General features: G+C 63.1%; 26 protein-coding genes, 1 other RNA gene and 3 pseudogenes. 23 read left to right on the plus strand and 7 right to left on the minus strand.

Annotated features, from left to right (window positions below):
* Positions 1–1,328: CoA-acylating methylmalonate-semialdehyde dehydrogenase (locus WC739_RS14460; protein WP_372953719.1), on the plus strand; the 1,328-nt coding region annotated here is incomplete at its 5' end.
* A 66-nt stretch (positions 1,329–1,394) separates the two neighbouring features.
* Here WC739_RS14460 and WC739_RS14465 read toward each other — a convergent pair.
* The gene (locus WC739_RS14465; RefSeq protein WP_372953720.1) at positions 1,395–2,198 is read right to left on the minus strand and encodes an SDR family oxidoreductase; all 804 of its coding nucleotides are present in this window, start codon (positions 2,196–2,198) and stop codon (positions 1,395–1,397) included.
* Positions 2,195–2,524, minus strand: coding sequence for a nuclear transport factor 2 family protein (locus WC739_RS14470; protein ID WP_372953721.1), 330 nt, complete (start codon positions 2,522–2,524; stop codon positions 2,195–2,197). Before WC739_RS14470 ends, WC739_RS14465 begins: the two co-directional genes overlap by 4 nt.
* A gap of 154 nt (positions 2,525–2,678) precedes the next feature.
* On the opposite strand from WC739_RS14470, the gene WC739_RS14475 reads away from it, so the two are divergent.
* Complete coding sequence (locus WC739_RS14475) at positions 2,679–3,002, plus strand: winged helix-turn-helix transcriptional regulator (RefSeq protein ID WP_372953742.1); 324 nt, start codon at positions 2,679–2,681, stop codon at positions 3,000–3,002.
* Positions 3,003–3,014: 12 nt separating this feature from the next.
* Here the strand turns inward: WC739_RS14475 and WC739_RS14480 are convergent, their stop codons facing one another.
* The gene (locus WC739_RS14480) at positions 3,015–3,707 is read right to left on the minus strand and encodes a GntR family transcriptional regulator (protein ID WP_372953722.1); all 693 of its coding nucleotides are present in this window, start codon (positions 3,705–3,707) and stop codon (positions 3,015–3,017) included.
* Between the two features lie 68 nt (positions 3,708–3,775).
* Between WC739_RS14480 and WC739_RS14485 the strand changes: the two genes are divergently transcribed.
* From WC739_RS14485 to WC739_RS14550, 14 genes and pseudogenes are all read left to right on the plus strand, one after another.
* Positions 3,776–4,669, plus strand: a complete 894-nt coding sequence (locus WC739_RS14485) for a dihydrodipicolinate synthase family protein (protein ID WP_372953723.1) — start codon at positions 3,776–3,778, stop codon at positions 4,667–4,669.
* An 84-nt stretch (positions 4,670–4,753) separates the two neighbouring features.
* The gene (locus WC739_RS14490; protein ID WP_372953724.1) at positions 4,754–6,010 is read left to right on the plus strand and encodes an NAD(P)/FAD-dependent oxidoreductase; all 1,257 of its coding nucleotides are present in this window, start codon (positions 4,754–4,756) and stop codon (positions 6,008–6,010) included.
* Between the two features lie 16 nt (positions 6,011–6,026).
* Entirely contained in the window at positions 6,027–7,028 is a 1,002-nt protein-coding gene (locus tag WC739_RS14495) for a 4-hydroxyproline epimerase (RefSeq protein WP_372953725.1), read from the plus strand.
* Between the two features lie 335 nt (positions 7,029–7,363).
* Complete coding sequence (locus WC739_RS14500; protein WP_056586297.1) at positions 7,364–8,266, plus strand: branched-chain amino acid ABC transporter permease; 903 nt, start codon at positions 7,364–7,366, stop codon at positions 8,264–8,266.
* Positions 8,267–8,354: 88 nt separating this feature from the next.
* Positions 8,355–8,573 (plus strand): annotated as a pseudogene (locus tag WC739_RS14505) (DUF3382 domain-containing protein); the annotation flags it as partial.
* 207 nt (positions 8,574–8,780) lie between these two features.
* Positions 8,781–9,866 (plus strand): annotated as a pseudogene (gene livM, locus WC739_RS14510) (high-affinity branched-chain amino acid ABC transporter permease LivM); the annotation flags it as partial.
* A pseudogene (locus tag WC739_RS14515) lies at positions 9,866–10,957 on the plus strand (ABC transporter ATP-binding protein); the annotation flags it as partial. The pseudogenes livM and WC739_RS14515, both read left to right, overlap by 1 nt.
* A gap of 17 nt (positions 10,958–10,974) precedes the next feature.
* Positions 10,975–11,703 (plus strand): ABC transporter ATP-binding protein, encoded by a 729-nt coding sequence (locus WC739_RS14520; protein WP_372953726.1) that lies wholly within the window; start codon positions 10,975–10,977, stop codon positions 11,701–11,703.
* Positions 11,704–11,736: 33 nt separating this feature from the next.
* Positions 11,737–12,084: a DUF6867 family protein gene (locus WC739_RS14525; protein WP_372953727.1), complete on the plus strand. Its 348-nt coding sequence runs from the start codon at positions 11,737–11,739 to the stop codon at positions 12,082–12,084.
* A 136-nt stretch (positions 12,085–12,220) separates the two neighbouring features.
* Positions 12,221–13,339, plus strand: coding sequence for a branched-chain amino acid ABC transporter substrate-binding protein (locus WC739_RS14530; RefSeq protein WP_372953728.1), 1,119 nt, complete (start codon positions 12,221–12,223; stop codon positions 13,337–13,339).
* Positions 13,340–13,627: 288 nt separating this feature from the next.
* Entirely contained in the window at positions 13,628–17,086 is a 3,459-nt protein-coding gene (gene pyc, locus WC739_RS14535) for a pyruvate carboxylase (RefSeq protein WP_372953729.1), read from the plus strand.
* A gap of 209 nt (positions 17,087–17,295) precedes the next feature.
* Positions 17,296–17,556: a DUF2312 domain-containing protein gene (locus WC739_RS14540; RefSeq protein WP_372953730.1), complete on the plus strand. Its 261-nt coding sequence runs from the start codon at positions 17,296–17,298 to the stop codon at positions 17,554–17,556.
* A 108-nt stretch (positions 17,557–17,664) separates the two neighbouring features.
* On the plus strand, positions 17,665–18,126 hold the full coding sequence (locus tag WC739_RS14545; RefSeq protein ID WP_372953731.1) for a hypothetical protein: 462 nt from the start codon (positions 17,665–17,667) through the stop codon (positions 18,124–18,126).
* Entirely contained in the window at positions 18,113–18,424 is a 312-nt protein-coding gene (locus WC739_RS14550) for a hypothetical protein (protein ID WP_372953732.1), read from the plus strand. The genes WC739_RS14545 and WC739_RS14550 overlap by 14 nt, the downstream gene beginning before the upstream one ends.
* 64 nt (positions 18,425–18,488) lie before the next feature.
* Here the strand turns inward: WC739_RS14550 and msrB are convergent, their stop codons facing one another.
* The 4 genes from msrB to WC739_RS14570 all read right to left on the minus strand — a co-directional run bounded on the left by msrB (position 18,489) and on the right by WC739_RS14570 (position 21,643).
* Complete coding sequence (gene msrB, locus WC739_RS14555) at positions 18,489–18,893, minus strand: peptide-methionine (R)-S-oxide reductase MsrB (protein ID WP_372953733.1); 405 nt, start codon at positions 18,891–18,893, stop codon at positions 18,489–18,491.
* A gap of 172 nt (positions 18,894–19,065) precedes the next feature.
* Positions 19,066–20,256, minus strand: coding sequence for a VWA domain-containing protein (locus tag WC739_RS14560; RefSeq protein ID WP_372953734.1), 1,191 nt, complete (start codon positions 20,254–20,256; stop codon positions 19,066–19,068).
* Positions 20,257–20,265: 9 nt separating this feature from the next.
* Positions 20,266–20,712: an N-acetyltransferase family protein gene (locus WC739_RS14565; RefSeq protein WP_372953735.1), complete on the minus strand. Its 447-nt coding sequence runs from the start codon at positions 20,710–20,712 to the stop codon at positions 20,266–20,268.
* Positions 20,713–20,803: 91 nt separating this feature from the next.
* Entirely contained in the window at positions 20,804–21,643 is an 840-nt protein-coding gene (locus tag WC739_RS14570) for an AAA family ATPase (protein ID WP_372953736.1), read from the minus strand.
* 74 nt (positions 21,644–21,717) lie between these two features.
* Between WC739_RS14570 and WC739_RS14575 the strand changes: the two genes are divergently transcribed.
* From WC739_RS14575 to WC739_RS14605, 7 genes are all read left to right on the plus strand, one after another.
* The gene (locus tag WC739_RS14575) at positions 21,718–22,215 is read left to right on the plus strand and encodes a DUF4345 domain-containing protein (RefSeq protein WP_372953737.1); all 498 of its coding nucleotides are present in this window, start codon (positions 21,718–21,720) and stop codon (positions 22,213–22,215) included.
* A gap of 25 nt (positions 22,216–22,240) precedes the next feature.
* Positions 22,241–22,396, plus strand: a non-coding RNA gene (gene ssrS / locus WC739_RS14580) — 6S RNA.
* Positions 22,397–22,488: 92 nt separating this feature from the next.
* Positions 22,489–23,070: a 5-formyltetrahydrofolate cyclo-ligase gene (locus WC739_RS14585; protein ID WP_372953738.1), complete on the plus strand. Its 582-nt coding sequence runs from the start codon at positions 22,489–22,491 to the stop codon at positions 23,068–23,070.
* Between the two features lie 46 nt (positions 23,071–23,116).
* Entirely contained in the window at positions 23,117–23,392 is a 276-nt protein-coding gene (locus WC739_RS14590) for a BrnT family toxin (protein ID WP_372953739.1), read from the plus strand.
* 37 nt (positions 23,393–23,429) lie between these two features.
* Positions 23,430–23,714: a helix-turn-helix domain-containing protein gene (locus WC739_RS14595; RefSeq protein ID WP_372953743.1), complete on the plus strand. Its 285-nt coding sequence runs from the start codon at positions 23,430–23,432 to the stop codon at positions 23,712–23,714.
* The gene (locus WC739_RS14600) at positions 23,711–24,535 is read left to right on the plus strand and encodes a YmdB family metallophosphoesterase (RefSeq protein ID WP_372953740.1); all 825 of its coding nucleotides are present in this window, start codon (positions 23,711–23,713) and stop codon (positions 24,533–24,535) included. Before WC739_RS14595 ends, WC739_RS14600 begins: the two co-directional genes overlap by 4 nt.
* Before the next feature lie 68 nt (positions 24,536–24,603).
* Complete coding sequence (locus tag WC739_RS14605; RefSeq protein WP_372953741.1) at positions 24,604–25,371, plus strand: TerC family protein; 768 nt, start codon at positions 24,604–24,606, stop codon at positions 25,369–25,371.
* Positions 25,372–25,642: the final 271 nt, after the last annotated feature.

Below are 25,642 nucleotides of genomic sequence, written 5' to 3' on the forward strand. Positions count from 1 at the left end.
GGGCGGCCACCAATCCGCAGCGCCGCGTGCGCGTGCTGATGAAGTTCCTCGAACTGGTCGCCAGGGAATATGACGCGCTGGCAGAGATTTTGGCGCGCGAACACGGCAAGACCATCGCCGACGCCAAGGGCGACATCCAGCGCGGCCTCGAAGTGGTCGAGGTCTGCATCGGTGCGCCGCATATGATGAAGGGTGAGTTCACCGACGGCGCCGGCCCGGGCATCGACGTCTATTCGATGCGCCAGCCGCTCGGTGTCGTCGCCGGCATCACGCCGTTCAACTTCCCGGCCATGATCCCGCTGTGGAAGATCGCCCCGGCCATCGCCTGCGGCAATGCCTTCATCCTCAAGCCGTCCGAGCGCGACCCCGGCGTGCCGATGCGCATCGCCGAACTGTTCCTCGAGGCCGGCCTGCCGGCGGGCATCCTCAACGTCGTCAATGGCGATAAGGAGGTGGTCGACGCGATCCTCGACGATCCCGACATCAAGGCCATCGGCTTCGTCGGCTCGACGCCGATCGCCCATTACATCTATTCGCGCGGCACCGCGGCCGGCAAGCGCGTGCAGTGCTTCGGCGGCGCCAAGAACCATATGATCATCATGCCGGACGCCGACATGGACCAGACCGTCGATGCGCTAATCGGCGCCGGCTACGGCTCGGCCGGCGAGCGCTGCATGGCGATCTCGGTGGCGGTTCCCGTCGGCAACGACACCGCCAACCGGCTGATGGAAAAGCTGATCCCGCGCGTCGAAAGCCTGAAGGTCGGCCCGTCGACGGATTCCTCCGCCGATTTCGGCCCGCTGGTGACGCGCCAGGCGCTGGAGCGGGTCAAGGGCTATGTCGACACCGGCATAGAGGAAGGCGCCAAGCTGGTCGTCGATGGCCGGGGCTTCTCCATGCAGGGCTACGAGGACGGCTACTACATGGGCGGCTGCCTGTTCGACAACGTCACGCCGGACATGCGCATCTACAAGGAAGAAATCTTCGGGCCGGTGCTCTCGGTGGTGCGCGCGCCGACCTATGAGAACGCCATCAAGCTCGCCAACGACCACGAGATGGGCAATGGCGTCGCCATCTTCACCCGGGACGGTGACGCGGCGCGCGACTTCGCAAGCCGTGTCCAGGTCGGCATGGTCGGCGTCAACGTGCCGATCCCGGTGCCGATCGCCTACTACACGTTCGGCGGCTGGAAGGCGTCGTCCTTCGGCGATCTCAACCAGCACGGGCCGGACGCGTTCCGCTTCTACACCAAGACCAAGACGGTGACGTCGCGCTGGCCGTCCGGCATCAAGGACGGCGCCGAATTTGTCATCCCGACGATGAACTGAGGTCTGACATCTACTTTCACCGAGTTGAGGGCGCGGCTTTGTCGCGCCCTTTCCTTTTGCATGGCACTACACGGTCGGAACGGTGCCGCCATCGATGACGTATTCGGCGCCGTGGATGGATGCCGCTCGATCCGAAACAAGGAATGCGACAAGCTCGGCGACCTCCTTCGGCCAAGCCGGCCGGCCGATCGGGATGCCGCCCAGCGCATTCATGATGCCCTGACGGGCGGTTTCCTCATCCGAACCGGAATGCGTGGCTAACCGCTTCACCATGGCTTCCGAAGCCGTGGTGGCGATCCAGCCCGGCGCCACGGTGTTAACGCGGATGCCCTTTGGGCCAAGCTCCTTGGACAGCGCCTTGCTGTAGGCGGAAAGCGCGGCCTTCGCCGCCGCATAGGCGGTGGTCGAGTCGTGCAGCGGCAGGCGGCGCTGGATCGACGAGATATGGACGATCGCGCCGGAACCCTGCGCGATCATGTGCGGGACAAGAAGGCGGTCGAGTCGCACCGCGGCAAGCAGGTTGAGGCCGAGTTCGTCCTGCCACATCTGCTCCGTCAGTGCGGAAAATCCGCCGCCGGGACTCTTCGAGCCGCCGACGCCGTGCACGATGATGTCGACGCCGCCAACCCGTTCCAAGACCGCCGCGGCCACTGTCTCGGTCCCCGCCACGGTGCTCACATCGGCCTGCACGAACAGCCAACGCGACGGCGCTTCGGACGGCGCCGAGCGGGCTGTCGTCAGGACGGTCGCCCCGGCCGCCGCAAGACGATGCACGATGGCCTCGCCGGCGCCCTTGGTGCCGCCGGTGACCAGCACGCGCTTGCCGGCGAATTCCTGGTCATCGATGGTGAATTTCCAAGGAATGGTCACGCGCCGATCTCCAGCCGCGTGATGTGATCGCCGGTCAGCGTGAAGACATAGTGGAGCGTCGCCGGGCTGCCGGGGAAATTGCCCGACACGATGCCGGCGACCCGCCATACCCCGCCAGTGTCGGTCGCCTCGGCGACCTCGACGGCGACGCGGTATCTGCGTGTCGTCGCCTCCATCCAGCCGCGGATGGCGGCCGGCCCCTGATGGGTTTCGCCCTCGTCGCGGACCCTGGCGTCCGCCGAGAAGGGGGCGAGCATCCCGTCGATATCGTGCCGGTTCTTGGCGGCAAAGTAATCCTCCAGCGGGCGGGGAAGTCTTACGGTCATGGTCGTCTCCGGTTTCGATTGTGCGTCTCGGCTTGACGTCCGAGGCGCTTGTCGGGCCCTTAAAATGCGATATGCTGGAGAAATGACAAGAACCGACGAAAAAGTAAGGTACTTACCTGAAAGTGAGCGCGGGCCGGAAGGCAAGGCCGAGACCCTGACGCCATTGTCGGCGGCCAGCGGCGTGGAGAATGCGCTGCGCATCCTGGAAGGGCGCTGGAAGCTGGTGATCCTGTTTCACCTGTTCGGCGGCAAGGTGCTGCGCTTTTCCGACCTCGAACGGGCTATCCCGGCGATCTCGCAGAAGATGCTCATCCAGCAGCTCAGACAGATGGAAGCCGACGGCATCGTGCGCCGTATCGTGCACCACCAGGTGCCGCCCAAGGTCGAGTATTGCCTGACCGATTGGGGTCAGGCGCTGTGCCCGGCCCTCGACGCCCTGTTGAAATGGGCGGCGCGAAAGGAACCCACGGAGACCTGACGCCAAGCCGGCCTATCGCGTGGCGGCGGTCTCGGCATGGCCGCGCAACAGGGCCATCAGCCGCTTGGCATCCTTGGCTGCGCCCTCCTCGTCGCCGTCGAGGATCGAGCGGATCAAGGCGACGTGATGCTCGGCCGATTCGGCCAGACCGGTGTCGGCCTTGTAGCGGAACCAGAAGCGGCGGCTGTGCGTCTGCAGGGGAGCGGCCAACCTTGCGGCAAACGGATTGTCGGCTGCCAGCGCCAGCGCTTCGTCGAGCGCCTTGTCGGCCTGGATGAAGGCCAGCACATTGCCCGAGATCACCGCCTTCTGCATTGCGAGGGCGGCTTCGTGAAACAGGTCGGCCGCCTCGCGGGTGACGAAGCGGGCCGCCGAGCGTGCCAGGACGACCTCGACACCGCGCCGCGCATCGAGCACGCGCAACCAGTCGCCGGGATGGAGAGGCGCGATCGCGATGCCGGCGCGCGGCCGGACGTCGAGCAATCCTTCCCAGGCCAGGCGCTGGATCGCCTCGCGCACCGGCGTGCGGCCAAGGCCGAGCCGGTCGATCAGCGTGCCCTCGGTGACGAAGCTGGCCGGGGCCAGTTCCAGCGTGACAATCATATGCTCGAGCACGTGGTATGCCTTGATGGCGGCCGGCTCGGCCGATGTCCTTGCTTCCATGGATATCAAACGCGGTCTCCTGATATATTTTCGATATATCATAGCGAAATCCGTGTTGACAGCGGGTTTGTTGACAAATATACGACTGATATATCAGATGGAGACATGACATGTGGACCGGAGTTTTTCCTGCCGTCACGACCAAGTTCACCGAGGATGACCGCCTCGACCACGCCGAGATGGAGCGCTGCTTCACCCTGCAGATGGAGGCCGGCTGCGACGGCATCATCGTGTGCGGCTCGCTCGGCGAGGGGCCGATGCTGTCGCATGACGAGAAGATCGAGGTTTTGAAGACCGCACAGAAGGTGGCCGGCAAGAAGCCAGTGCTGCTGACGGTCAACGAGGCCGGAACCCGCGAAGCCGCCAGCATCGCCAAACGCGCGAGCCGGGAAGGCGCCGATGGCCTGATGGTGGTGCCGAGCCCGATCTACCACACCAATACGGAAGAGACCGTGGCGGCCCTTAGCGCCGTCGCGCAGGCCGGCGACCTGCCGGTGATGATCTATTCCAACCGCCTGGCCTACCGTGTCGACGTCACCGTCGACCAGATGGAGGAACTGGCGTCGGACCAGCGCTTCGTCGCCATCAAGGAATCATCCGACGACATCCGCCGTTCGACCGAGATCATCAATCGCTTCGGCAGCCGCTATGACCTGTTCACCGGCGTCGACAATCTCGCCTTCGAGGCCCTGTCGGTCGGCGCCATCGGCTGGGTAGCCGGGCTGGTCACCGCCTTCCCGCGCGAGACGGTCGCCATCTACCAGCTGATGACGCAGGGCCGGCGCGAGGAGGCGCTTGCCATCTACCGCTGGTTCCGGCCATTGCTCGATCTCGACGTTTCGACCTATCTGGTGCAGAACATCAAGCTTGCCGAAGTGTTCGCCATCCAGACCAACGACCGGGTCCGCATGCCGCGCCAGCCGCTGTCGGGCGAACGCCGCAAGGCGGTCGAGAAGATCATCAAGGACGCGCTGGCGGTGCGGCCAACCCTGCCGCAGTTCTGAGACTGCCGCAGTTTGAGATTGTAGTTTGGGCGTTCGCATAGGGTTCATTCATATGCTCCCTCGACACAAGATGGGTGGCCGCAGTTGAGTAGCGAAAGCGGCACCCAACTTGACGTCGCCATCATTGGCAGCGGCATCATCGGCATCTGCGCCGCGGTCTTTCTGACCGAGGCAGGGCGCAAGGTCACGGTCTTCGACCGGACGGGTATCTGCGAAGAGACGAGCGCGGGCAATGCCTCTGCCTTTGCCTTCTCCGACGTGCTGCCGCTGGCCCACAAGGGCATGGTGCGGCAATTGCCGAAATGGCTTGCCGATCCGCTCGGCCCGCTCAGCATCCCGCCAGCCTATCTGCCGAAGCTCCTGCCCTGGCTGATCCGCTTCTGGCGCGCCGGCGCGCAGGCGAAATACGAATCGAGCCTCGCCGCCCAGGCCGGCATGATGAAGCTCGCCGAGGCCGAGTGGATGTCCTTGTTCGATCGCTCCGCCACAAGGCGGATGCTGCGTGAGGACGGCTCCCTGGAACTCTACGAAAGCGAGGGCGAATTCCGCGCCTCGCTCTCCGGCTGGGCCGCGCGCGAACGTTTCGGCATCGGCTTCCGTCATGTCGCGGGCGAGGAGCTCGCGGCCCTGCAGCCCGGCCTCTCGCGGCGCTTCCTAAAGGGCACGTTCGTGCCGGGATGGAAGACCGCCGATGATCCCAAGCTGCTCGGCAAGGCGGTCTGGGCCTATGCCGAGGGGCTGGGCGCGTGCTTTGAAAGGGCCAGCGTCGAGCGTGTCGACGCCGGGCGTGATGGCGCGACGCTGAGGCTGGCCGATGGCACGGAAAGGCAGGCGAAACACCTGGTCATCGCGGCCGGGGCCTGGTCGCATCTTCTGGCAAGGCCGCTTGGCGACCGGATCCCGCTGGAGACGGAGCGCGGCTACAACACGACGCTGCCGACGACCGCCTTCGACGTGAAGCGGCAACTGATCTTTTCCGGGCACGGTTTTGTCGTCACGCCGCTCTCAACCGGACTGCGTGTCGGCGGGGCGGTCGAACTTGGCGGGCTCGACCGGCCGCCGAACTTCGCCCGCTCGAGGGCGATGCTGGAAAAAGCCGGACGCTTCCTGCCGGGGCTCGATCCATCGGGCGGCCGCGAATGGATGGGCTTTCGCCCGTCGATGCCGGATTCGCTTCCGGTGATCGGCACATCGCGCCTGTCCGCTAATGTCGTCTACGCCTTCGGCCATGGCCATCTCGGCCTGACCCAGGCAGCCGCCACGGGGCGCTTGATCCGCGAACTTGTTCTCGGGCAAGTTCCGGCGATCGATCTCCGCCCCTATAGTCCGCAACGGTTTTGATTTTTCGAGGAGCCTCATGGCCAAGAAATCCTTCTTCTGCATAGACGGCCACACCTGCGGCAACCCGGTACGGCTGGTCGCCGGCGGCGGCCCGCTGTTGCAGGGCTCGACGATGATGGAACGGCGCGCGCACTTCCTCGCCGAATTTGACTGGATCCGCACAGGGCTGATGTTCGAGCCGCGCGGCCATGACGTGATGTCCGGCTCGATCCTCTATCCGCCGACGCGCGAGGATTGCGATATCGCCATCCTGTTCATCGAAACCTCGGGCTGCCTGCCGATGTGCGGCCATGGCACGATCGGCACGGTGACGATGGCCATCGAGCATGGGCTGATCAAGCCGAAGACGCCGGGCGTGCTGAGGCTCGACACGCCTGCCGGCCTCGTCATCGCCGAATACACGCAGGTCGGCGATTATGTCGAGGAGGTGCGCATCACCAACGTGCCGTCGTTCCTTTATGCCGAAGGGCTGACCGTGGAATGTCCCGGGCTTGGCGAAATCACCGTCGACGTCGCCTATGGCGGCAATTTCTACGCCATCGTCGAGCCGCAGGCGAATTATCGCGACATGGCCGACCATTCCGCCGGCGACTTCATCGCCTGGAGCCCCGTGGTGCGGCAGCGGCTGAACGAAAAATACACGTTCGTGCATCCGGAAAATCCTGGCATCAACAGGCTGTCGCACATGCTGTGGACCGGCAAACCGACGGTGGCGGGGGCGGACGCCCGCAATGCCGTCTTCTATGGCGACAAGGCGATCGACCGCTCGCCCTGCGGCACCGGCACCTCGGCACGCATGGCGCAGCTCCACGCCCAGGGCAGGCTCAAGACCGGGGACAGCTTTGTCCATGAATCGATCATCGGTTCGCTGTTCAAGGGCAAGGTCGAAAACGAGGTGTCGGTGGCGGGCAAGCCGGCGATCATTCCGTCGATCGGCGGCTGGGCGCGCATGACTGGACTGAACACGATCTTCATCGACGATCGGGATCCGTTCGCGCATGGATTCGTGGTCGCCTGACCGCAATCCTAACCCTACGGAAGGCGAAATGACGAAAAAATGAAACGTGTCAGCAGCGCAAGAATTCTTCCAATCTCCCGATTTATGTGGTGATTTCTTCGAAACCGGCCGCACGATGCGGTCGATTCGTCAAAGACATTGCGTTATGCCAATGATAGGGTCCGAGATAGTCCAGGGGTCGGGCGGTAAAAAACGGGCAATCGGACGGCGTGCTCCGGAAACACGCAACACGATTGAAAAATGCCGTTGCAATCCGGGCTCGAAACTTTACGACTAGGGGAAATACGAAAAGGAATGCGTCTGCATGGGCGACATTCCAGGGGAGCCGTGTAAACATGCAGTACTTTGTCCAGCAGCTTATCAACGGGCTGACGCTGGGATCGATCTATGGGCTGATCGCGATCGGCTATACGATGGTCTACGGCATCATCGGCATGATCAACTTCGCCCATGGCGACATCTTCATGGTCGGCGCCTTCACAGCCCTGATCGTGTTCCTGATCCTCGGCGCGCTGTTCTATTCGGTACCGGTCGTCGTCGCCTTGCTGGTCATGATGATCGTGGCGATGCTGCTGACCAGCCTCTACAACTGGACGATCGAGAAAGTGGCCTACAGGCCGCTGCGCGGCTCGTTCCGGCTGGCGCCGCTGATCACCGCGATCGGCATGTCGATCGCGCTGTCCAACTTCGTCCAGGTGACGCAGGGGCCGCGCAACAAGCCGATCCCGCCGATGGTCAGCCAGGTCTACAACATCAACGGCATCAGCGTGTCGCTGAAGCAGATCATCATCGTCGTCGTCACCGCGCTCTTGCTGGCGCTGTTCTGGTACCTGGTCAACAGGACATCGCTTGGCCGCGCGCAAAGAGCCTGCGAGCAGGACCGCAAGATGGCCGCGCTGCTCGGCATCGATGTCGACCGCACCATCTCGATCACCTTCATCATGGGTGCCGCCCTTGCTGCCGTCGCCGGCACGCTGTTCCTGATGTATTACGGCGTCATCGCCTTCTCCGATGGCTTCACGCCGGGTGTGAAGGCCTTCACCGCGGCAGTGCTGGGCGGCATCGGCTCGTTGCCCGGCGCCGTGCTTGGCGGGCTGATGATCGGCTTCATCGAGAGCATGTGGTCGGCTTATTTCTCGATCGACTACAAGGACGTCGCGGCGTTCTCGATCCTGGCCATCGTGCTGATCTTCCTGCCATCCGGCATTCTGGGCCGGCCAGAAGTCGAAAAGGTCTGAGACCATGGCCGACACCGTTTCCCCGGAGCGCGACGTCGTCGCCACGCCCATGCAGCGCGCGTTGCGCGAGGCGCTGTATGCCGGCGCCATCTCGCTTGGACTGTTCGTGCTGTTCATCGGACTGAAGACCGACCAGAACATCTCCAACGAACTGATCCTCGTGCAGCGCTGGGGCTTGCTCGCCGCGGTGGTGATCGCCACCGCCGTCGGTCGTTTCCTCTATGTCGCCTACGGCCAGCCGTTCATGGCCAGCCAGAAGATCACCAACGTCGCCACCGGCCTGCTGCCGGACAGCGTGGCGACGCGCTTCTTCCGGCTGCCCTATTTCATTGCCGCCGTCGTCATCGTGCTGGTGCTGGCCGTGTTCGCCGGTTCCCTTGACGGCCTGCTGGGGCCTGGCCTTGGCGGATACGCGCGGTTCCTGCGGGCGGTCGCGACGATCTATGGCATTGCCTGGCTGCTCTTCTATTTCCGGTCGTTCATCCATGCCCATTTCTCGGCACTGGGCGTCACCGCGCTGGCGCTGTACCCGGTTATCGTGGTGCTGGTGCTCGCTGTCTATACCGGGTCGATGGCGGGCGGTTTCCAGGGCTCGCTGAAATGGGTCGATAATTTCGGCATCCAGATCCTGATCTATGTGATGCTGGCGTGGGGCCTGAACATCGTCGTCGGACTGGCCGGCCTGCTCGACCTGGGCTATGTCGCCTTCTATGCCGTGGGCGCCTATGCCTATGCGCTGCTCGGCACGCAGTACGGTCTGTCGTTCTGGATCCTGCTGCCGGCCGCGGGCGCCATGGCCGCCTTCTGGGGCGTGCTGCTGGGCTTCCCGGTGCTGCGCCTGCGCGGTGACTACCTGGCGATCGTCACGCTCGCCTTTGGCGAGATCATCCGCCTCGTGCTGATCAACTGGCGCGACGTGACCAATGGCTCGGCCGGCATTTCCGGCATTCCGAAGGTCACCTTCTTCGGCCTGATGACCTTCAACGTCTCCGACCCCAACTACATCGCCAAGGTGCTGCATATCGCCACCTCGAGCGCTTACTACAAGATATTCCTCTATTACCTCATCCTCGGCCTGTGCCTGCTGACCGCCTTCGTCACGATCCGCCTGCGCCGCATGCCGGTCGGGCGCGCCTGGGAGGCCTTGCGCGAGGACGAGATCGCCTGCCGTTCGCTCGGCATCAACACGACGACCACCAAGCTCACCGCCTTTGCCACCGGCGCCATGTTCGGCGGCTTCGCCGGGGCGTTCTTCGCGGCGCGGCAAGGCTTTGTCAGCCCTGAATCCTTCGTGTTCCTGGAATCGGCGATCATCCTTGCCATTGTGGTGCTCGGCGGCATGGGATCGCTGGTCGGCATCGCCATCGCCGCGCTGGTGATGATCGGCGGCACGGAAATCCTGCGCGAGCTCGATTTCCTCAAGGTGGTCTTCGGTCCCGACTTCACCCCGGAACTCTACCGCATGCTGCTGTTCGGCATGGCGATGGTGATCGTCATGCTGTGGAAGCCGCGCGGATTCGTCGGCAGCCGCGAACCGACAGCCTTCCTCAAGGAGCGAAGGGCCGTCTCCAGTTCCTTCACCAAGGAGGGTCACGGCTGATGAATGCGAGCCCGCCCATGAAAGACGCCATCCTGCAGGTCGACCATCTGTCGATGAAGTTCGGCGGGCTGGTCGCCATCGGCGACCTGTCCTTCGCCGCCAAGCGCGGCGAGATCACCGCGCTGATCGGCCCCAACGGCGCCGGCAAGACCACCGTGTTCAACTGCATCACCGGCTTCTACAAGCCGTCGGAAGGCATGATCACGCTCAACCGCGCCGACGGCTCGAGCTTCCTGCTGGAAAGGCTGCCCAACCACGAGATTCCGGCGCGCGCCAAGGTGGCGCGCACGTTCCAGAACATCCGGCTGTTCTCGGGCATGACGCTCCTGGAGAACCTTCTGGTCGCCCAGCACAACAAGCTGATGAAGGCATCGGGCTACACGATCCTTGGCCTGTTCGGCTTCTCCGGCTACCGCAAGGCCTCGGCCGAATCGGTGGAGCTGGCCAAGCACTGGCTGGAAAAGGCCGATCTCGTCGACCGTGCCGACGATCCGGCCGGCGACCTGCCCTATGGCGCGCAGCGGCGGCTGGAGATCGCGCGCGCCATGTGCACGGGGCCGGAACTTTTGTGCCTCGACGAACCCGCCGCCGGCCTCAATCCGAAGGAATCGCTGGCGCTCAATGCGCTGCTGATGGACATCAAGGATACGTCGGGTACCTCGATCCTGCTGATCGAGCACGACATGTCGGTGGTGATGCAGATTTCCGACCATGTCGTGGTGCTTGAATACGGCCGCAAGATTTCCGACGGCAGCCCGCAATCCGTCCGTACCGACCCGCGCGTCATCGCCGCCTATCTCGGCGTCGACGACGAGGAAGTCGAGACCGTGCTGACCGAAGTCGGCGACGAGGACGTGATCGAACAGCTCGACATCGGGCCCGACGCCGCGCACGGCCCAGGCACATCGTCGTCGTTCCTGGCCGGCCCGGTGACCGATACTGTCGGCCACAGCACCGGTGAGCGGATCACGGTCGCCAAGGGCGCCTCGAAGGCGGAGCGGGTCGATGCGAAGACATCGGCCGCGCCAAGAAAGCCGTCAGAGCGGGCCACGGCCAAGCCGGCTGCGGCCAAGACCCCGACAGCCAAGCCGCGCGGAGGGCGTAAATAATGGCCGCGACAACGCTGCTCGATATCAAGGGCGTGCAGACATTCTATGGCAATATCCGGGCGCTGAATGGTGTCGATGTCGCCGTCAACCAGGGTGAGATCGTGGCGCTGATCGGCGCCAACGGCGCCGGCAAGTCGACGCTGATGATGACCATCTTCGGGGCGCCCAGGGCACGGGCCGGCACGATCACCTTCGCCGGCACCGACATCACCCAGATGCCGACCCACGAGATCGCCCGCATGCGCATCGCGCAGTCCCCGGAGGGACGCCGCATCTTCCCGCGCATGACGGTGATGGAAAATCTCCAGATGGGCGCGAGCCTCGACAACCTGAAATATTATGACGAGGACGTCGAGAAGGTGTTCACGCTGTTTCCTCGCCTGAAGGAGCGCATCGCGCAGCGCGGCGGCACGCTTTCGGGCGGCGAACAGCAGATGCTTTCGATCGGGCGCGCGCTGATGGCGCGGCCGAAGCTGCTGCTGCTCGACGAGCCGTCGCTCGGCCTGGCGCCGCTGATCGTCAAGCAGATCTTCGATGCCATTCGCGAATTGAACCGCACCCAGGGGCTGACCGTGTTCCTGGTCGAGCAGAACGCCTTCGGCGCGCTGAAACTCGCCACGCGCGGCTATGTCATGGTCAATGGAAACGTGACGATGAGCGGCACCGGCAAGGAACTGCTCGCCAACCCCGAGGTGCGCGCCGCGTATCTCGAGGGCGGGCATCACTGAGCAATCGTTGCTTTGAGTTCAGGAGTCTTCACCATGCAAGGCATTCTCTACGAAGAACCCTCGGTCTGGCAGTTCTTCTTCGTCACCTGCCTGCTCGGTGGCTGGGCAGCATGGATGACGGGCAAGGCCAGCGCGCAGACATGGCGCAGCTTCATCCAGCTGTTCGCCTATCTGCTTGGCCTCGGCATCGGCATCAGGTTCATCCATCACGCTCTGTTCGGCGGGACGATGTTTTCGCTGCATTACTACATCATCGACACCATCGTGCTGATGATCCTGGGTTTTATCGGCTATCAATACACGCGAACAAACCAGATGGTCACACAGTATAACTGGCTCTACGAAAGAGCTTCTCTTCTGAGCTGGAAATCGAAAGGCTGACGTTCATCATTAACGCCGCTTCGGGATGAATCGGCGTGACAAGTGACTGAAAATCGGCAAATCATGCTTTCTGCGATAAGGGTGGGCATCGCATGAGAGTTTCATCAACGCCCACTCCGTAAATGGGAGCGTTTAAATGAAAAAGTCACTATTGTCCGCCGTCGCCCTGACCGCGCTGGTCGCGTTCAGCGGCAACGCGTGGGCTGATCTCATGATCGGCGTCGCCGGTCCGATCACCGGTCCGAACGCGGCCTTCGGCGCACAGTTGCAGAAGGGCGCCGAGGCGGCCGTCGCAGACGTCAATGCCGCCGGCGGCGTCAATGGCGAGCAGATCAAGCTCGAAGTCGGCGACGACGTCTCGGATCCGAAGCAGGGCATCTCGGTTGCCAACAAGTTCGTCGGCGACGGCGTCAAGTTCGTGGTCGGCCACTTCAACTCCGGCGTCTCGATCCCGGCATCGGAAGTCTATGCCGAAAACGGCATCGTCGAAATCACGCCGGCCGCGACCAACCCGAAATACACCGAGCGTGGCCTGTGGAACGTGTTCCGCACCTGCGGCCGCGATGACCAGCAGGGCAGCATTGCCGGCGCCTATCTCGCCGCCAACTTCAAGGACGCCAAGATCGCCATCGTTCACGACAAGACCACCTATGGCCAGGGCCTTGCCGACGAGACCAAGAAGGCGATGAACGAGAAGGGCCTCAAGGAAGTCATGTACGAAGGCATCAATGTCGGCGACAAGGACTTCTCGGCGCTGATCGGCAAGATGAAGGAAGCCGGCGTTTCCATCATCTATTGGGGCGGCCTGCAGACCGAAGCCGGCCTGATCATCCGCCAGGCGGCCGACCAGGGCCTCAAGGCGACAATGGTTTCCGGCGATGGCATCGTGTCGAATGAGCTGGCTTCGATCGCGGGCGACGCGGTTGCGGGCACGCTGAACACGTTCGGCCCGGACCCGCGCCTGATCCCCGCCAACAAGGAACTGGTCGAGAAGTTCCGCGCCCAGGGTTTCGAGCCGGAAGCCTACACGCTCTACTCCTACGCCGCCGTGCAGGCAATCGTTGGGGCCGCGACCGCTGCCAAGTCGAACGATCCGCAGGCGGTTGCCAAGGCGTTGCATGAAAACGGCCCGTTCAAGACGGTGCTCGGCGACCTGTCCTATGACGCCAAGGGCGACCCGACGCTGCCCGGCTACGTCATGTACGAATGGCAGAAGGGCGCCGACGGCAAGTATACCTACATCCAGAAGAAATAAGCTTTCAGCCTGACCTTCGGGAAATGCCCGGCGCCTCGCGCCGGGCATTTTTTTCGAGATGCATTGGAGCATTTCGGCGCGACGGCCAAGGCGATCCTTAGCCGCGAAATGATCAGGGCTTTGAGGCCCGGTTCGGTGTTCTCGCCCGTGTCGGGGCGGATGCCGGTAATTTTGTCGCGAAGATTCAAATTAAGTCGGTTCAGTTCATCGGCGATTTTGTTTGCACTGCAGCATTTTCGCGCTAATCATGACCGTCGGTTTCCTCCCCGCACTGTCTGGAGTTCGTCCTTGGCCATCACGAAGATCCTCGTCGCCAACCGTTCGGAAATCGCCATCCGCGTCTTTCGCGCAGCGAATGAACTTGGCCTCAAGACGGTCGCGATCTGGGCCGAGGAGGATAAATATTCGCTGCACCGCTTCAAGGCCGATGAGAGCTACCAGGTCGGACGCGGACCGCACCTGACCCACGACATGGGTCCGATCGAAAGCTATTTGTCGATCGAGGAGGTGATCCGCGTCGCCAGGCTTTCGGGCGCCGATGCCATCCATCCCGGATATGGGCTGCTCTCGGAAAGCCCCGAATTCGCCGATGCCTGCGCCGAGGCCGGCATCATCTTCATCGGGCCCAAGCCCGATACGATGCGCCGGCTCGGCAACAAGGTCGCGGCGCGCAACCTCGCCATCGAGGTCGGCGTGCCGGTGATTCCGGCCACCGATCCGTTGCCCGACGACATGGAGGCGGTGAAGGAACTCGCCAAGACCATTGGCTATCCTGTGATGCTCAAGGCCTCCTGGGGCGGCGGCGGCCGCGGCATGCGCTCCATCCGCTCCGAAGCCGACCTTGCCCGCGAAGTCACGGAGGGCAAGCGCGAGGCCAAGGCTGCCTTCGGCAAGGACGAGGTCTATCTGGAGAAGCTGATCGAGCGCGCGCGCCATGTCGAAGTGCAGGTGCTTGGCGACACGCATGGCAATGTCGTGCATCTGTTCGAGCGCGACTGCTCGATTCAGCGCCGCAACCAGAAGGTCGTCGAGCGGGCGCCCGCACCCTATCTCGAAATGGCGCAGCGCGAGGAGCTTTGCGGCTATGCGCTGAAGATCGCAAGCGAGACCAGCTATATCGGCGCCGGAACGGTCGAGTTCCTGCAGGATGCCGACAGCGGCAAGTTCTACTTCATCGAGGTCAATCCGCGCATCCAGGTCGAACATACCGTCACCGAACAGGTGACGGGCATCGACATCGTCAAGGCGCAGATCCACATTCTCGACGGCTTTGCCATCGGCACGCCGGAATCGGGCGTGCCGGCGCAGAAGGACATCAGGCTGAACGGCCATGCCTTGCAGTGCCGCATCACCACCGAGGACCCCGAGCACAATTTCATCCCCGACTACGGCCGCATCACTGCCTATCGCGGCGCGACCGGCTTCGGCATCCGCCTCGACGGCGGCACCGCCTATTCCGGCGCGGTCATCACCCGCTTCTACGATCCGCTGCTGGAGAAGGTGACGGCGTGGGCGCCGACGGCGGCCGAGACCATCGCGCGCATGAACCGGGCGCTGCGCGAGTTCCGCATCCGCGGCGTCGCCACCAATTTGACCTTCCTAGAAGCGATCATCAACCACCCGAGCTTCGCCGACAATTCCTACACGACCAAGTTCATCGACACGACGCCGGAGCTGTTCCAGCAGGTCAAGCGGCAGGACCGCGCGACCAAGCTGCTCAACTACCTTGCCGATGTCTCGGTCAACGGCCATCCCGAGACCCGGGGCCGGCCAATGCCGAAGGCCGACGCGGCGCGGCCGATCGTGCCCTACCTCAACGGCAATGTGCCGGCGGGCAGCAAGCAGAAGCTCGACGTGCTTGGACCGGAGAAGTTCGCCGCCTGGATGCGCGAGCAGAAAGAAGTGCTGGTCACCGACACGACGATGCGCGACGGCCATCAGTCGCTGCTGGCGACCCGCATGCGCACGCATGACATTGCCAATATTGCCGGGACCTACGCGCGTGCCTTGCCGCAGCTTCTGTCGCTCGAATGCTGGGGCGGCGCGACCTTCGACGTCGCCATGCGCTTCCTCACCGAGGATCCGTGGGAGCGGCTGACTCTGGTACGCGAGGCGGCACCAAACCTCCTGCTGCAGATGCTGCTGCGCGGCGCCAATGGCGTCGGCTACACAAACTACCCCGACAATGTCGTGCAGCATTTCGTCAAGCAGGCCGCAAGCGGCGGCATCGACCTGTTCCGCGTCTTCGACTGCCTGAACTGGGTCGAGAACATGCGCGTCGCCATGGATGCAGTCGGCGCCGAGGGCAAGCTGATCGAAGCGGCGATCTGCTACACCGGCGACATCCTCGATCCGGCGCGGGCCAAATACGACCTCAAATACTATGTCGGCCTTGCTGGCGAGTTGCAGGCCGCGGGTGCGCATATCATCGCGGTGAAGGACATGGCGGGCCTGTTGAAGCCGGCCGCGGCACGCGTGCTGTTCAAGGCCTTGCGCGAGGCGACCGACCTGCCGATCCATTTCCACACCCACGACACGTCGGGCCTGTCGGCGGCAACGGTGCTGGCGGCGGTGGACAGCGGCGTCGACGCCGTCGACGCGGCCATGGATTCACTCTCGGGCAACACCTCGCAGCCATGCCTGGGCTCCATCGTCGAGGCGCTGAAGGGCACCGACCGCGATCCGGGGCTCGACCCGCTATGGATCCGCCGCATCTCCTTCTACTGGGAGGCGGTGCGCAACCAGTACGCGGCTTTCGAAAGCGACCTGAAGGGGCCGGCGTCCGAAGTCTACCTGCATGAGATGCCCGGCGGACAATTCACCAATCTCAAGGAACAGGCGCGTTCGCTGGGGCTGGAAACGCGCTGGCACGAAGTGGCGCAGACCTATCATGACGTCAACCTGATGTTCGGCGACATCGTCAAGGTGACGCCGTCGTCCAAGGTCGTCGGCGACATGGCGCTGATGATGGTCAGCCAGGACCTGACGGTCGCCGATGTCGAGAACCCCGACAAGGACATCGCCTTCCCGGACTCGGTCGTTTCGATGCTGCGCGGCGATCTCGGCCAGTCTCCCGGCGGCTGGCCGGCGGCGCTGCAGAAGAAGGCGCTGAAGGGCGAGAAGCCGATCACCGCGCGGCCCGGCTCATTGCTCAAGCCTGCGGATCTCGAGGCCAACCGCAAGGAGATCGAGGAGAAGCTCGAGCGCAAGCTGTCTGAGTTCGAATTCGCCTCGTGGCTGATGTACCCGAAGGTATTCACCGATTTCGCCGGCGCGCAGGAGACCTACGGCCCGGTCAGCGTGCTGCCGACGCCGACCTATTTCTACGGCATGAAGCCGGAAGACGAGATCTTCGTCGACATCGAGAAGGGCAAGACGCTGGTGGTGCGGTGCCTGGCCATCGGCGATGTCGACGACAAGGGCATGGTCACCGTGTTCTTCGAGCTCAACGGTCAGCCGCGCCGCATCAAGGTGCCCGACCGCAGCCATGATGCGGGCGCTTCGAAAGCGCGGCGCAAGGCCGAGCCGGGCAATGAGGCGCATGTCGGCGCGCCGATGCCAGGCGTGGTGTCGGGTCTTTCGGTCGCTGCGGGCCAGGCGGTGAAGGCCGGCGACGTGCTGCTTTCCATCGAGGCGATGAAGATGGAAACGGCACTGCATGCCGAGCGCGACGGCACCGTCGCCGAAGTCCTGGTCAAGGCGGGCGACCAGATCGACGCCAAGGATCTGCTGATCGCGTTCAGCTAGGATTGGGCGAACGGCGAGGGCTTGTCGGCTTGTGTCGGCAGCCCCGGCCGGCTTGTCGATAACCGCTTGACCCGCAGCATTCGGTCGGGCATCGAACCGGCTCAATTCGCCTCGGCAGCCTTACGAGTCGCGGCGAACTTTCACGCAATTCCGGACGGAAAGCCTCTAGACACTTTTCCTGGATTTGCTCCAACGACGTGGAGAGAAACATGGCCGACGATATCACAGAGACCAGCCAGACTGTTGCCGCCGGCCAGTTGCGTGCCTTGATCGAGCGCATCGAGCGGCTCGAGGAAGAGAAGAAGACCATCTCGGACGACATCAAGGAGGTCTTCGCTGAGGCCAAGGGCACCGGCTTCGACACCAAGGCGATCCGGACGATCATCCGGCTGCGCAAGAAGGACCAGGCCGAACGCCAGGAGGAGGAGACAATCCTCGACCTGTACAAGGCTGCGCTCGGCATGGTCTAGCGACTGTCTGGAAATTCTACTCCGGCGGCGATCCGACCCGCCGGAGCGAATTTCGAAACGGTCCCAGAGAGGTCGGCCTGGACGTGATGCTGGAACGGGCATCGAACCATGAGCGAATTCGACTTCGGCGCGCGCCGCGCCTCTGAGTTTCGCCATCGCGGCTTCTGGACGCTGTTGGAAGAACGGCATCCGCAGGAGAAGAAGAGGCTGGCGAGGCGCGGGCCCTGGTTCTGGCAGCGCGGGCTGCCCGACTTCGCGTTGGTCCTTTCCATGTATGTCGCGCCGGCGCAGAACCATGTCGGCGTCTTCTTTGGCCGCAACGAGAAGTTCGGCGCCACGCAAAGCTGGTCGCAGCTGGAGCCGTTCCGACCGGCCATCGAAGACAGGCTGAAGCTCAGGCCGGAACAAAGCTGCCCAGGCCTTGGCATCAATTCGATGTGGCGGGTGAACTGCTATGCCGAGGACAATTGGCCGGCCATGACCGATTGGCTGGTGACGGAAGCCTCGCGCATCGAACGGGCCGTTGCCGACGTGCTGGGGCAGGGACAGGCCGACGATGTTCCCCGCTGACATCGGATCCTTCCTGCGTTCGCGGTGGCTTGGCCAGGCGCCGCTCGGTCGGCTGTTCTGGCGCGACATGGTGCTTGTCGGCACCGCGATCAGCGTCGTTTCGTCCGTGCTGGCGCTCATCCTGCTGTGGCTGAAAATGCCGCTCGGCCTGGTTCTGGCGGTGCATTTCGCGCCGGTGCCCTACGCCGTCTTCCTGACCATCGCCGTCTGGCGCACGGCTGAGAAATCGGGCGGCGCCAAGGCCTCGCTGATGATGCTGGGCTCAGTGCTCTGGCTCATCGCCACGGTCGTCATCTGAATGTCCTCTGCCACGAAAAAGGGCGGCCGGGGCCGCCCTTCGCGTGAAGGCAGTGGAGGTTCGATCAGGCCGCCGGCTCGAATTTCAAGGCCACGCCGTTGATGCAATACCGCAGGCCGGTCGGCGGTGGGCCATCGTCGAAGACATGGCCAAGGTGGCTGCCGCAGCGGGCGCAGTGGCATTCGGTGCGAACCATGCCGTAGCTGCGGTCGACGGTGTTCTCGACCGACCCCGGAACCGGATCGTTGAAGCTCGGCCAGCCGGTGCCGCTCTCGAACTTCAGCTTGGATTCAAACAGCGGCTGGTCGCAGCCGACGCAGGAAAAGGTGCCGGCGCGCTTTTCATAGAGCAGGGCGCAGCTCCCCGGCCGCTCGGTGCCGTGACCGCGCATGACGGCGTATTGCTCCGGCGTCAACATGGCGCGCCATTCGGCGTCGGTGCGGGTGACGGAATAGGTGTGGGTGTCCATTTGATCTCCTCAGCCTTTGCGGCTCGTTCTTGCTTGCAACCGGATATTCGCATCAAGATAGGCATTTGTTACCGATCTGCCCAGTGCCTGGCATGCGAGGTGGAATTCGCCGCCAGACTTTAAAGCGCCGACTTCCACGAGCGGTGAAGCGATAGTGGCGCACCTCTTAGAATTAATGCTTTCTCGAAAGCTGCTTCGTTGCGCCTTCGAGCCCGGCCAGTGTCAGCGGGAACATGCGGCCGCCGAAAATGTCGCGGATCATCGCGATCGAATGGGTGTAGCCCCAGTTCTTCTGGCTCTCGGGATTGAGCCAGACCGCGTTCGGCCATTGCTGCAACAGGCGGCCGAGCCAGATGCTGCCGGCCTCCTTGTTCCAGTGCTCGACCGAGCCGCCGGGGTGCGCGATCTCGTAGGGGCTCATCGCGGCGTCGCCGACGACGATCACCTTGTAGTCAGGGCCGTATTTGTGGATGAGGTCGAAGGTCGGGATCGTCTCGGCATGGCGGCGGCTGTTATCCTTCCACACGCCTTCGTAGAGGCAATTGTGGAAATAGAAATATTCGAGCTGGCGGAATTCGGCCCGGGCGGCAGAGAACAGCTCCTCGACGCTCTTGACGTGGTCGTCCATCGAGCCGCCGACATCGAAGAACATCAAGAGCTTCACGGCATTGCGCCGTTCGGGTCGCGTCCGCACGTCGAGATAGCCGTGCTCGGCGGTGGCATGGATGGTGCCGGGCAGGTCGAACTCTTCTTCCGCACCCTCGCGCACCCAGCGGCGCAGCCGTTTCAGCGCGATCTTGATGTTGCGCGTGCCGAGTTCGACCGCGTCGTCGAAATTCTTGAACTCGCGCTTGTCCCAGACCTTCACGGCGCGGCGGTTGCGGCTCTCATGCTGGCCGATGCGCACGCCTTCGGGATTGTAGCCATAGGCGCCGAAGGGCGAGGTGCCGCCGGTGCCGATCCATTTCGAGCCGCCCTGATGGCGGCCCTTCTGCTCCTCGAGCCGCTGCTTCAAGGTCTCCATCAGCTTGTCGAAACCGCCCAGCGCCTCGACCAGCCTTTTCTCCTCGTCGGTCAGGTGCTTTTCCGCGAGGCGGCGCAGCCACTCCTCCGGCAGCTTCTGGACATCCAATGCATCTGGCCCGCCCAGCGCCTCGATGCCCTTGAAGGCATGCGCAAACACCTGGTCGAAGCGGTCGATATGACGCTCGTCCTTCACCAGGGCGGCACGCGCCAGGTAATAGAAGCCCTCGACGTCGTAATCGACCAATCCTGCTTCCAGTCCCTCCAGCAGCGACAGATATTCCCGCAGCGAGACGGGAACGCGCGCGGCCTTCAGTTCGAGGAAGAAGGGGAGGAACATGGTCTCACGCTACAGCAGGTCGTACTCGATAAAGCCGGTCCGTCGCGCCACGCGGTCGTAGAGATTGCGGGCCGTGGTGTTGGTCTCGTGCGTCATCCAGTAGACGTTCTTGACGCCGATCTTAGCGGCTTCCTGTTTAACCGCCTCGATCAGTGCAGCGCCGATCCCCTTGCCGCGCACATCCGGGTCCGCGAACAGGTCCTGGAGATAGCAGTTGTTTTTCTCCGACCAGCCGGAGCGGTGATAGAGATAGTGGGTCAGGCCGACCGCCTTGCCGTCAAGCGTGGCGATGAAGCCTTTGGGCTCGAATTCGCCCTCCGTGAACAGCCGCTTCCAGGTGAGGACGTAGACTTCTTCCGGCAGCTTGGTCTCGTAGAAGGTCAGATAGTCGGTCCAAAGGCGCTTCCAGTCGGCGTGGTCGGACTGCGCGAGCGGGCGGACAATGATCTCAGACATCTTATTCCTCCGTATGAACTTTGCCGAAACTGCTCTCCCGTCCTGCTGTCGGCAACGGTCCACAGCGGGGAAAGCTCTGCTGCTGCCGTCCCTACTGCTGCCTTCTGGCCATGAAGGCCAGCCGTTCGAACAGATGCACGTCCTGTTCGTTCTTCAAGAGGGCGCCATGGAGTTTCGGCAGCGCGTTTTTCGGATCGGCGCGCAGGTCTTCCGGCGCAATGTCGTCGGTGACGAGCAGCCTTATCCAGTCCAGCGCTTCTGAGGTCGACGGCTTCTTCTTCAGTCCCGGCACGTCGCGGATTTCGTAAAACTGGGCGAGGGCCGCCCGCACCAGGTTCTGCTTGATGCCGGGATAGTGGACGTCGACGATCCTGTGCAGCGTGTCGATTTCGGGAAAGCGGATGTAGTGGAAGAAGCAGCGGCGCAGGAAGGCGTCCGGCAGCTCCTTCTCGTTGTTGGAGGTGATGATGACGATGGGGCGCACGGCGGCGCGTATGGTTTCGCCGGTCTCGTAGACGAAGAACTCCATGCGATCGAGTTCCTGCAGGAGGTCGTTGGGAAATTCGATGTCGGCCTTGTCGATCTCGTCGATCAAAAGCACGACCTTCTTGCCGGCCGCGAACGCTTCCCACAGCTTGCCGCGCTTGATGTAGTTCTTGATGTCGTTGAACCTGGCATCGCCGAGCTGGCTGTCGCGCAGCCGCGAGACGGCGTCATACTCATAGAGGCCCTGCTGCGCCCGCGTCGTCGACTTGACGTGCCATTCGATGAGGTCGAGCCCGAGTGCCGATGCCACCTGGCGGGCGAGTTCGGTCTTGCCGGTTCCGGGCTCGCCCTTGACCAGCAAGGGCCGTTCCAGCGCGATGGCCGCGTTGACCGCCACCATCAGATCCTTGTCGGCGACATAGGCCGCCGTGCCTTCGAAACGCATTCTTGCTCCCCGGTTTGTCATCGCGACCGTAAGGACGCCGCTTCGCCTGTGCAAGGGTGAGCCGGCTGTGACGAATGGGTTTGAAACCCGACCTGGAAATATCCGTTGCTACCGCAAGGCAAGTCAGCGGGCCGAAGGGCGGCAACATGAACAAGAAGATATCAGGCAAGACGGCACTGCAGATCGTTGTCGCGGTGCTGGCGGCCACGCCGGTCCTGGTCGGCATCGAGGGTATCCTTTCCGGACCGGAATTCCTGCACGTCATCCGTCCATGGCCGGTCGATCTCGACAGCCATTTCCGTTTCCTGTCCGGATTCTTCCTCGCCATCGGCATTGCCTGGTATAGCTGCATTCCCGGCATCGAGACCAAGACCGAGCGGTTCCGGCTGCTTGCGGCCTGCACGTTTGCCGGCGGGCTGGCGCGGCTTGTCTCCTTGCTGACGGTCGGAGCGCCTTCTTCAGGACACCTCGCCGGGCTCTGTGTCGAACTGCTGGCGGTGCCGGCGCTGGTGTGGTGGCAACGCCGGGTAGCGAATAAAGCCACCGACGAGGCCCGTGCCGCTGGCGCTTGACCGATCGGCGGCCTATATTGGCGTAGACGGTCTGTGCTTCCCGGCAGGAGAACATTTTCCCCGGGGCCTTAACGATCCTTAGGGAGCTGTCCCTGGGAAGACCCGTGGGTTTTCTCATACGGCGCCCACCTACTTTGTAGGTTCCCGGGATCGCTCTCTCCACCGGTTGTGTGGATCGTCACTTGATGCTGGTCCATGCGTTGCATCGGATTCTGCGGTAGAAAACGTCGCTCCTAAAACTCCACCCAAACCCGGCTTTTCTATCGTCCGCGCATGACATCCTCAAAAGACCTGAAAAAACAGCTTCGCCTCGAGGCCCTGGGGCGCCGCGACGCCCTCGATGCGCTGTGGCGGGTGGAGATCGCTCTCGAAATGGCGGAGACGGCGCGCGATCATCTCGCCATCGAGCCGGGTCAGATCGTTTCCGGGTTCTGGCCGATGCGGTCGGAGGTCGATGTCCGGCCGCTGATGTTCGCCTTGCGCGAGAAGGGGGCGAGGCTCTGCCTGCCGGCCATCCTGGACAAGACCACCATCGTCTTTCGCGAACTGGTTCGCGGCGCGCCGATGGTCGAGATGGGTTTTGGCACGGTCGGCCCGCATGAGGAGGCCGAAGAGCTGGATCCGTCGGTGATGCTGGTGCCGCTGGCCGCCTTCGACGCGCGCGGCCATCGGATCGGCTACGGCGCCGGCTACTATGACCGCGCCATCGCGAAGTTGGTCGACAAGGGGTGCCCGCCGCGGTTGGTCGGCATCGCCTTCGACTGCCAGGAGGTTCCGCTGGTGCCGAATGAGGACCATGACGTCATCCTTACCGAAATACTCACCGAGAGCGGGTTGCGCCGCTTCAAGCCTTGACGGGGGGATCCATCTGTCGGATTCTACGGAAATCCAGTAGGGCAGGATGCTTGAATTCGAATGGGACGATGCAAAGGCGAAGAGCAATCTGACGAAACATGGCCTGGCATTTTCTGATGCCGAACGGCTGTTTGATGACGCCTATGCACTACACTATGCCGATCGCTCCATGACCTATGAAGAAGAGCGGTTCATAGGCATTGGACTCGTCAACGGCGTGGTCATCACAGTGGTTTACACCGAACGTGAGGACCGCATAAGACTGATTTCCGCCAGAAGGGCGACGCGCCATGAGCAAAAAACCTATGATCAAGCACGCTAGGATCGAATCCGGCACCAATTGGGACCGCCTGCGCGCGATGAGCGATGAGGAAGCAGAGGCCGGGGCGTTGGGCGACAAGGAAAATCCCCCGATCAACGATCGACTGAACGCTGTCGCTCTTTCGCGCATCAAGGCAATCCGCCGTGCTCTGCGTCTTACCCAGGAAGAGTTCTCCGATCGCTATCTTATTCCGCTTGGGACGCTTCGGGATTGGGAGCAGGGCAGGACCGAGCCCGACCAGGCAGCACAGGCTTATTTGCGCGTGATCGCCAAGGAACCGGAGACGGTATCGAGAGCGCTCGGGACACGTAGCGCGGCATGAGACTTCTCTTTCTCGGAGACATGGTCGGCAAGACGGGGCGCACGGCGGTTTGGGAACAGCTGCCGGGCCTGATCTCCGATTTCAAACTCGACTTCGTCATCGTCAATGGCGAGAACGCCGCCGGCGGCTTCGGCATCACCGAAGAGATCTTTCGCGAAACGATCGCGGCCGGTGCCGATGTCGTCACCACCGGCAACCATGTCTGGGACCAGCGCGACGCGCTGGCCTTCGCGCCGCGCGAAGAGCGGTTCCTGCGGCCCTCCAATTTTCCCAAGGGCACGCCGGGACGCGGCTCGGGCGTCTACATATCGAGGAGTGGCGCGCGGGTGCTGGTCGCCAACATCATGGGCCGGGTGTTCATGCATCCCGAACTCGACGATCCGTTCCAGGCCGGCGAGCGCGAGCTTGCCGCCTGTCCGCTCGGCGAGCAGGCGGATGCGGTGGTCATCGACTTCCACGCCGAGGCGACGTCGGAAAAGATGTGCTTCGCGCATTTCGTCGACGGCCGCGCCAGCCTCGTCGTCGGTACCCACACCCACCAGCCGACCGGCGATCACCAGATCCTCAATGGCGGCACCGGCTATCTGTCCGATGCCGGCATGTGCGGCGACTATGATTCCTCGCTGGGCATGGACAAGGAGGAGCCGCTCAACCGGTTCCTGTCGAAAGTGCCCAAGGGCCGTTTCGAGGCGGCGACCGGGCCCGCGACATTGTGCGGTGTCGGCGTCACCATTTCCGATCGTACCGGCCTGACGGAGAAGATCGCGCCGTTTCGTCGCGGGCCGCGGCTCGAGGAAACGGCACCGTCTTTCTGGTCATGACATTGATATAGCGCTGCGTAATACCTAACTGCCGGCAACACTGCTCTAGATCGTAGGGGACGACCTCCATGCAGATCGTTGAATTCCTGGCGCCGCATTTCCAATTCGTGTCCGATCCAACTGCCTGGGTCGCCTTGTTGACACTGGTGGTGCTCGAGATCGTGCTCGGCATCGACAATCTGATCTTCATTTCGATCCTCACCAACAAGCTGCCGGAAGAGCAGCGGGCCCGTGCCCGCCGGCTCGGCATCTCGGCGGCGCTGGTCATGCGGCTCGTCCTGCTTGCCACCATCTCGATCATCGTCCAGCTGACGGCCCCGGTGTTCACCGCCTTCGGCCACGGCTTTTCCTGGCGCGACCTGATCCTGATCGCCGGCGGCCTTTTCCTGGTCTGGAAGGCGACCAAGGAAATCCATCACACCGTCGATCCCGACGATCACCAGGACACGATGATGGGCGAGACGCTGAAGATCAGCCTAGCCGGCGCGATCTTCCAGATCCTGCTGCTCGACCTGGTTTTCTCGATCGATTCGATCATCACCGCCGTCGGCATGACCGACGAGATCGCCATCATGTACATCGCCGTCATCGTCGCGGTGACCGTGATGATGCTGGCCGCCGGCCCGCTGGCCAACTTCATCGCCCGCAACCCGAGCATCGTCATGCTGGCCCTGGGCTTCCTGCTGATGATCGGCATGACACTGATCGCCGACGGCATGGGCTACCACGTCCCCAAGGGCTACATCTACGCGGCAATGGGTTTCTCGGCCCTGGTCGAGGGCCTCAACATGCTGGCGCGAGGGCGCAGGAAAGCAAAGTCCGGCGAGAAGCATTGATCGCTGTGGCCTCGTCGGACGCTGCAGCGGCGCCGCATGCGATGGATCATTCGAAGTGAGATAGCTGCGGCTGGACGAATTGAGCCGATTTATCTATAAGCCGGCCATTCCGACAGAGAACGCCGTGCCTCCAAGAGATGCACCCGGACGCTCTGACATTTTGAATTCGAGCATGGTGCAAGGACGAGGTGGACATCTCGTGGCAGCATGCTCTAGCCGAACACGACAGGGGTGCCATGGCTGGCCATTCACAGTTCAAGAACATCATGCA

Source organism: Mesorhizobium sp., from assembly GCF_041661565.1.
GTDB lineage: Bacteria > Pseudomonadota > Alphaproteobacteria > Rhizobiales > Rhizobiaceae > Mesorhizobium.

Bases quoted from the DNA above. Each gene is read 5' to 3' on its own strand.
- WC739_RS14585 (WP_372953738.1), top strand. From the start codon at position 22,489: ATGACATCCTCAAAAGACCTGAAAAAACAGCTTCGCCTCGAGGCCCTG.
- WC739_RS14485 (WP_372953723.1), top strand. From the start codon at position 3,776: ATGTGGACCGGAGTTTTTCCTGCCGTCACGACCAAGTTCACCGAGGAT.
- WC739_RS14570 (WP_372953736.1), bottom strand. From the start codon at position 21,643: ATGCGTTTCGAAGGCACGGCGGCCTATGTCGCCGACAAGGATCTGATG.
- WC739_RS14480 (WP_372953722.1), bottom strand. From the start codon at position 3,707: ATGATATATCGAAAATATATCAGGAGACCGCGTTTGATATCCATGGAA.
- WC739_RS14595 (WP_372953743.1), top strand. From the start codon at position 23,430: ATGAGCGATGAGGAAGCAGAGGCCGGGGCGTTGGGCGACAAGGAAAAT.
- WC739_RS14600 (WP_372953740.1), top strand. From the start codon at position 23,711: ATGAGACTTCTCTTTCTCGGAGACATGGTCGGCAAGACGGGGCGCACG.
- WC739_RS14550 (WP_372953732.1), top strand. From the start codon at position 18,113: ATGTTCCCCGCTGACATCGGATCCTTCCTGCGTTCGCGGTGGCTTGGC.
- WC739_RS14575 (WP_372953737.1), top strand. From the start codon at position 21,718: ATGGGTTTGAAACCCGACCTGGAAATATCCGTTGCTACCGCAAGGCAA.
- WC739_RS14605 (WP_372953741.1), top strand. From the start codon at position 24,604: ATGCAGATCGTTGAATTCCTGGCGCCGCATTTCCAATTCGTGTCCGAT.
- WC739_RS14565 (WP_372953735.1), bottom strand. From the start codon at position 20,712: ATGTCTGAGATCATTGTCCGCCCGCTCGCGCAGTCCGACCACGCCGAC.
- WC739_RS14495 (WP_372953725.1), top strand. From the start codon at position 6,027: ATGGCCAAGAAATCCTTCTTCTGCATAGACGGCCACACCTGCGGCAAC.
- msrB (WP_372953733.1), bottom strand. From the start codon at position 18,893: ATGGACACCCACACCTATTCCGTCACCCGCACCGACGCCGAATGGCGC.
- WC739_RS14540 (WP_372953730.1), top strand. From the start codon at position 17,296: ATGGCCGACGATATCACAGAGACCAGCCAGACTGTTGCCGCCGGCCAG.
- WC739_RS14530 (WP_372953728.1), top strand. From the start codon at position 12,221: ATGAAAAAGTCACTATTGTCCGCCGTCGCCCTGACCGCGCTGGTCGCG.
- WC739_RS14525 (WP_372953727.1), top strand. From the start codon at position 11,737: ATGCAAGGCATTCTCTACGAAGAACCCTCGGTCTGGCAGTTCTTCTTC.
- WC739_RS14560 (WP_372953734.1), bottom strand. From the start codon at position 20,256: ATGTTCCTCCCCTTCTTCCTCGAACTGAAGGCCGCGCGCGTTCCCGTC.
- WC739_RS14470 (WP_372953721.1), bottom strand. From the start codon at position 2,524: ATGACCGTAAGACTTCCCCGCCCGCTGGAGGATTACTTTGCCGCCAAG.
- WC739_RS14545 (WP_372953731.1), top strand. From the start codon at position 17,665: ATGAGCGAATTCGACTTCGGCGCGCGCCGCGCCTCTGAGTTTCGCCAT.
- WC739_RS14590 (WP_372953739.1), top strand. From the start codon at position 23,117: ATGCTTGAATTCGAATGGGACGATGCAAAGGCGAAGAGCAATCTGACG.
- WC739_RS14520 (WP_372953726.1), top strand. From the start codon at position 10,975: ATGGCCGCGACAACGCTGCTCGATATCAAGGGCGTGCAGACATTCTAT.
- WC739_RS14500 (WP_056586297.1), top strand. From the start codon at position 7,364: ATGCAGTACTTTGTCCAGCAGCTTATCAACGGGCTGACGCTGGGATCG.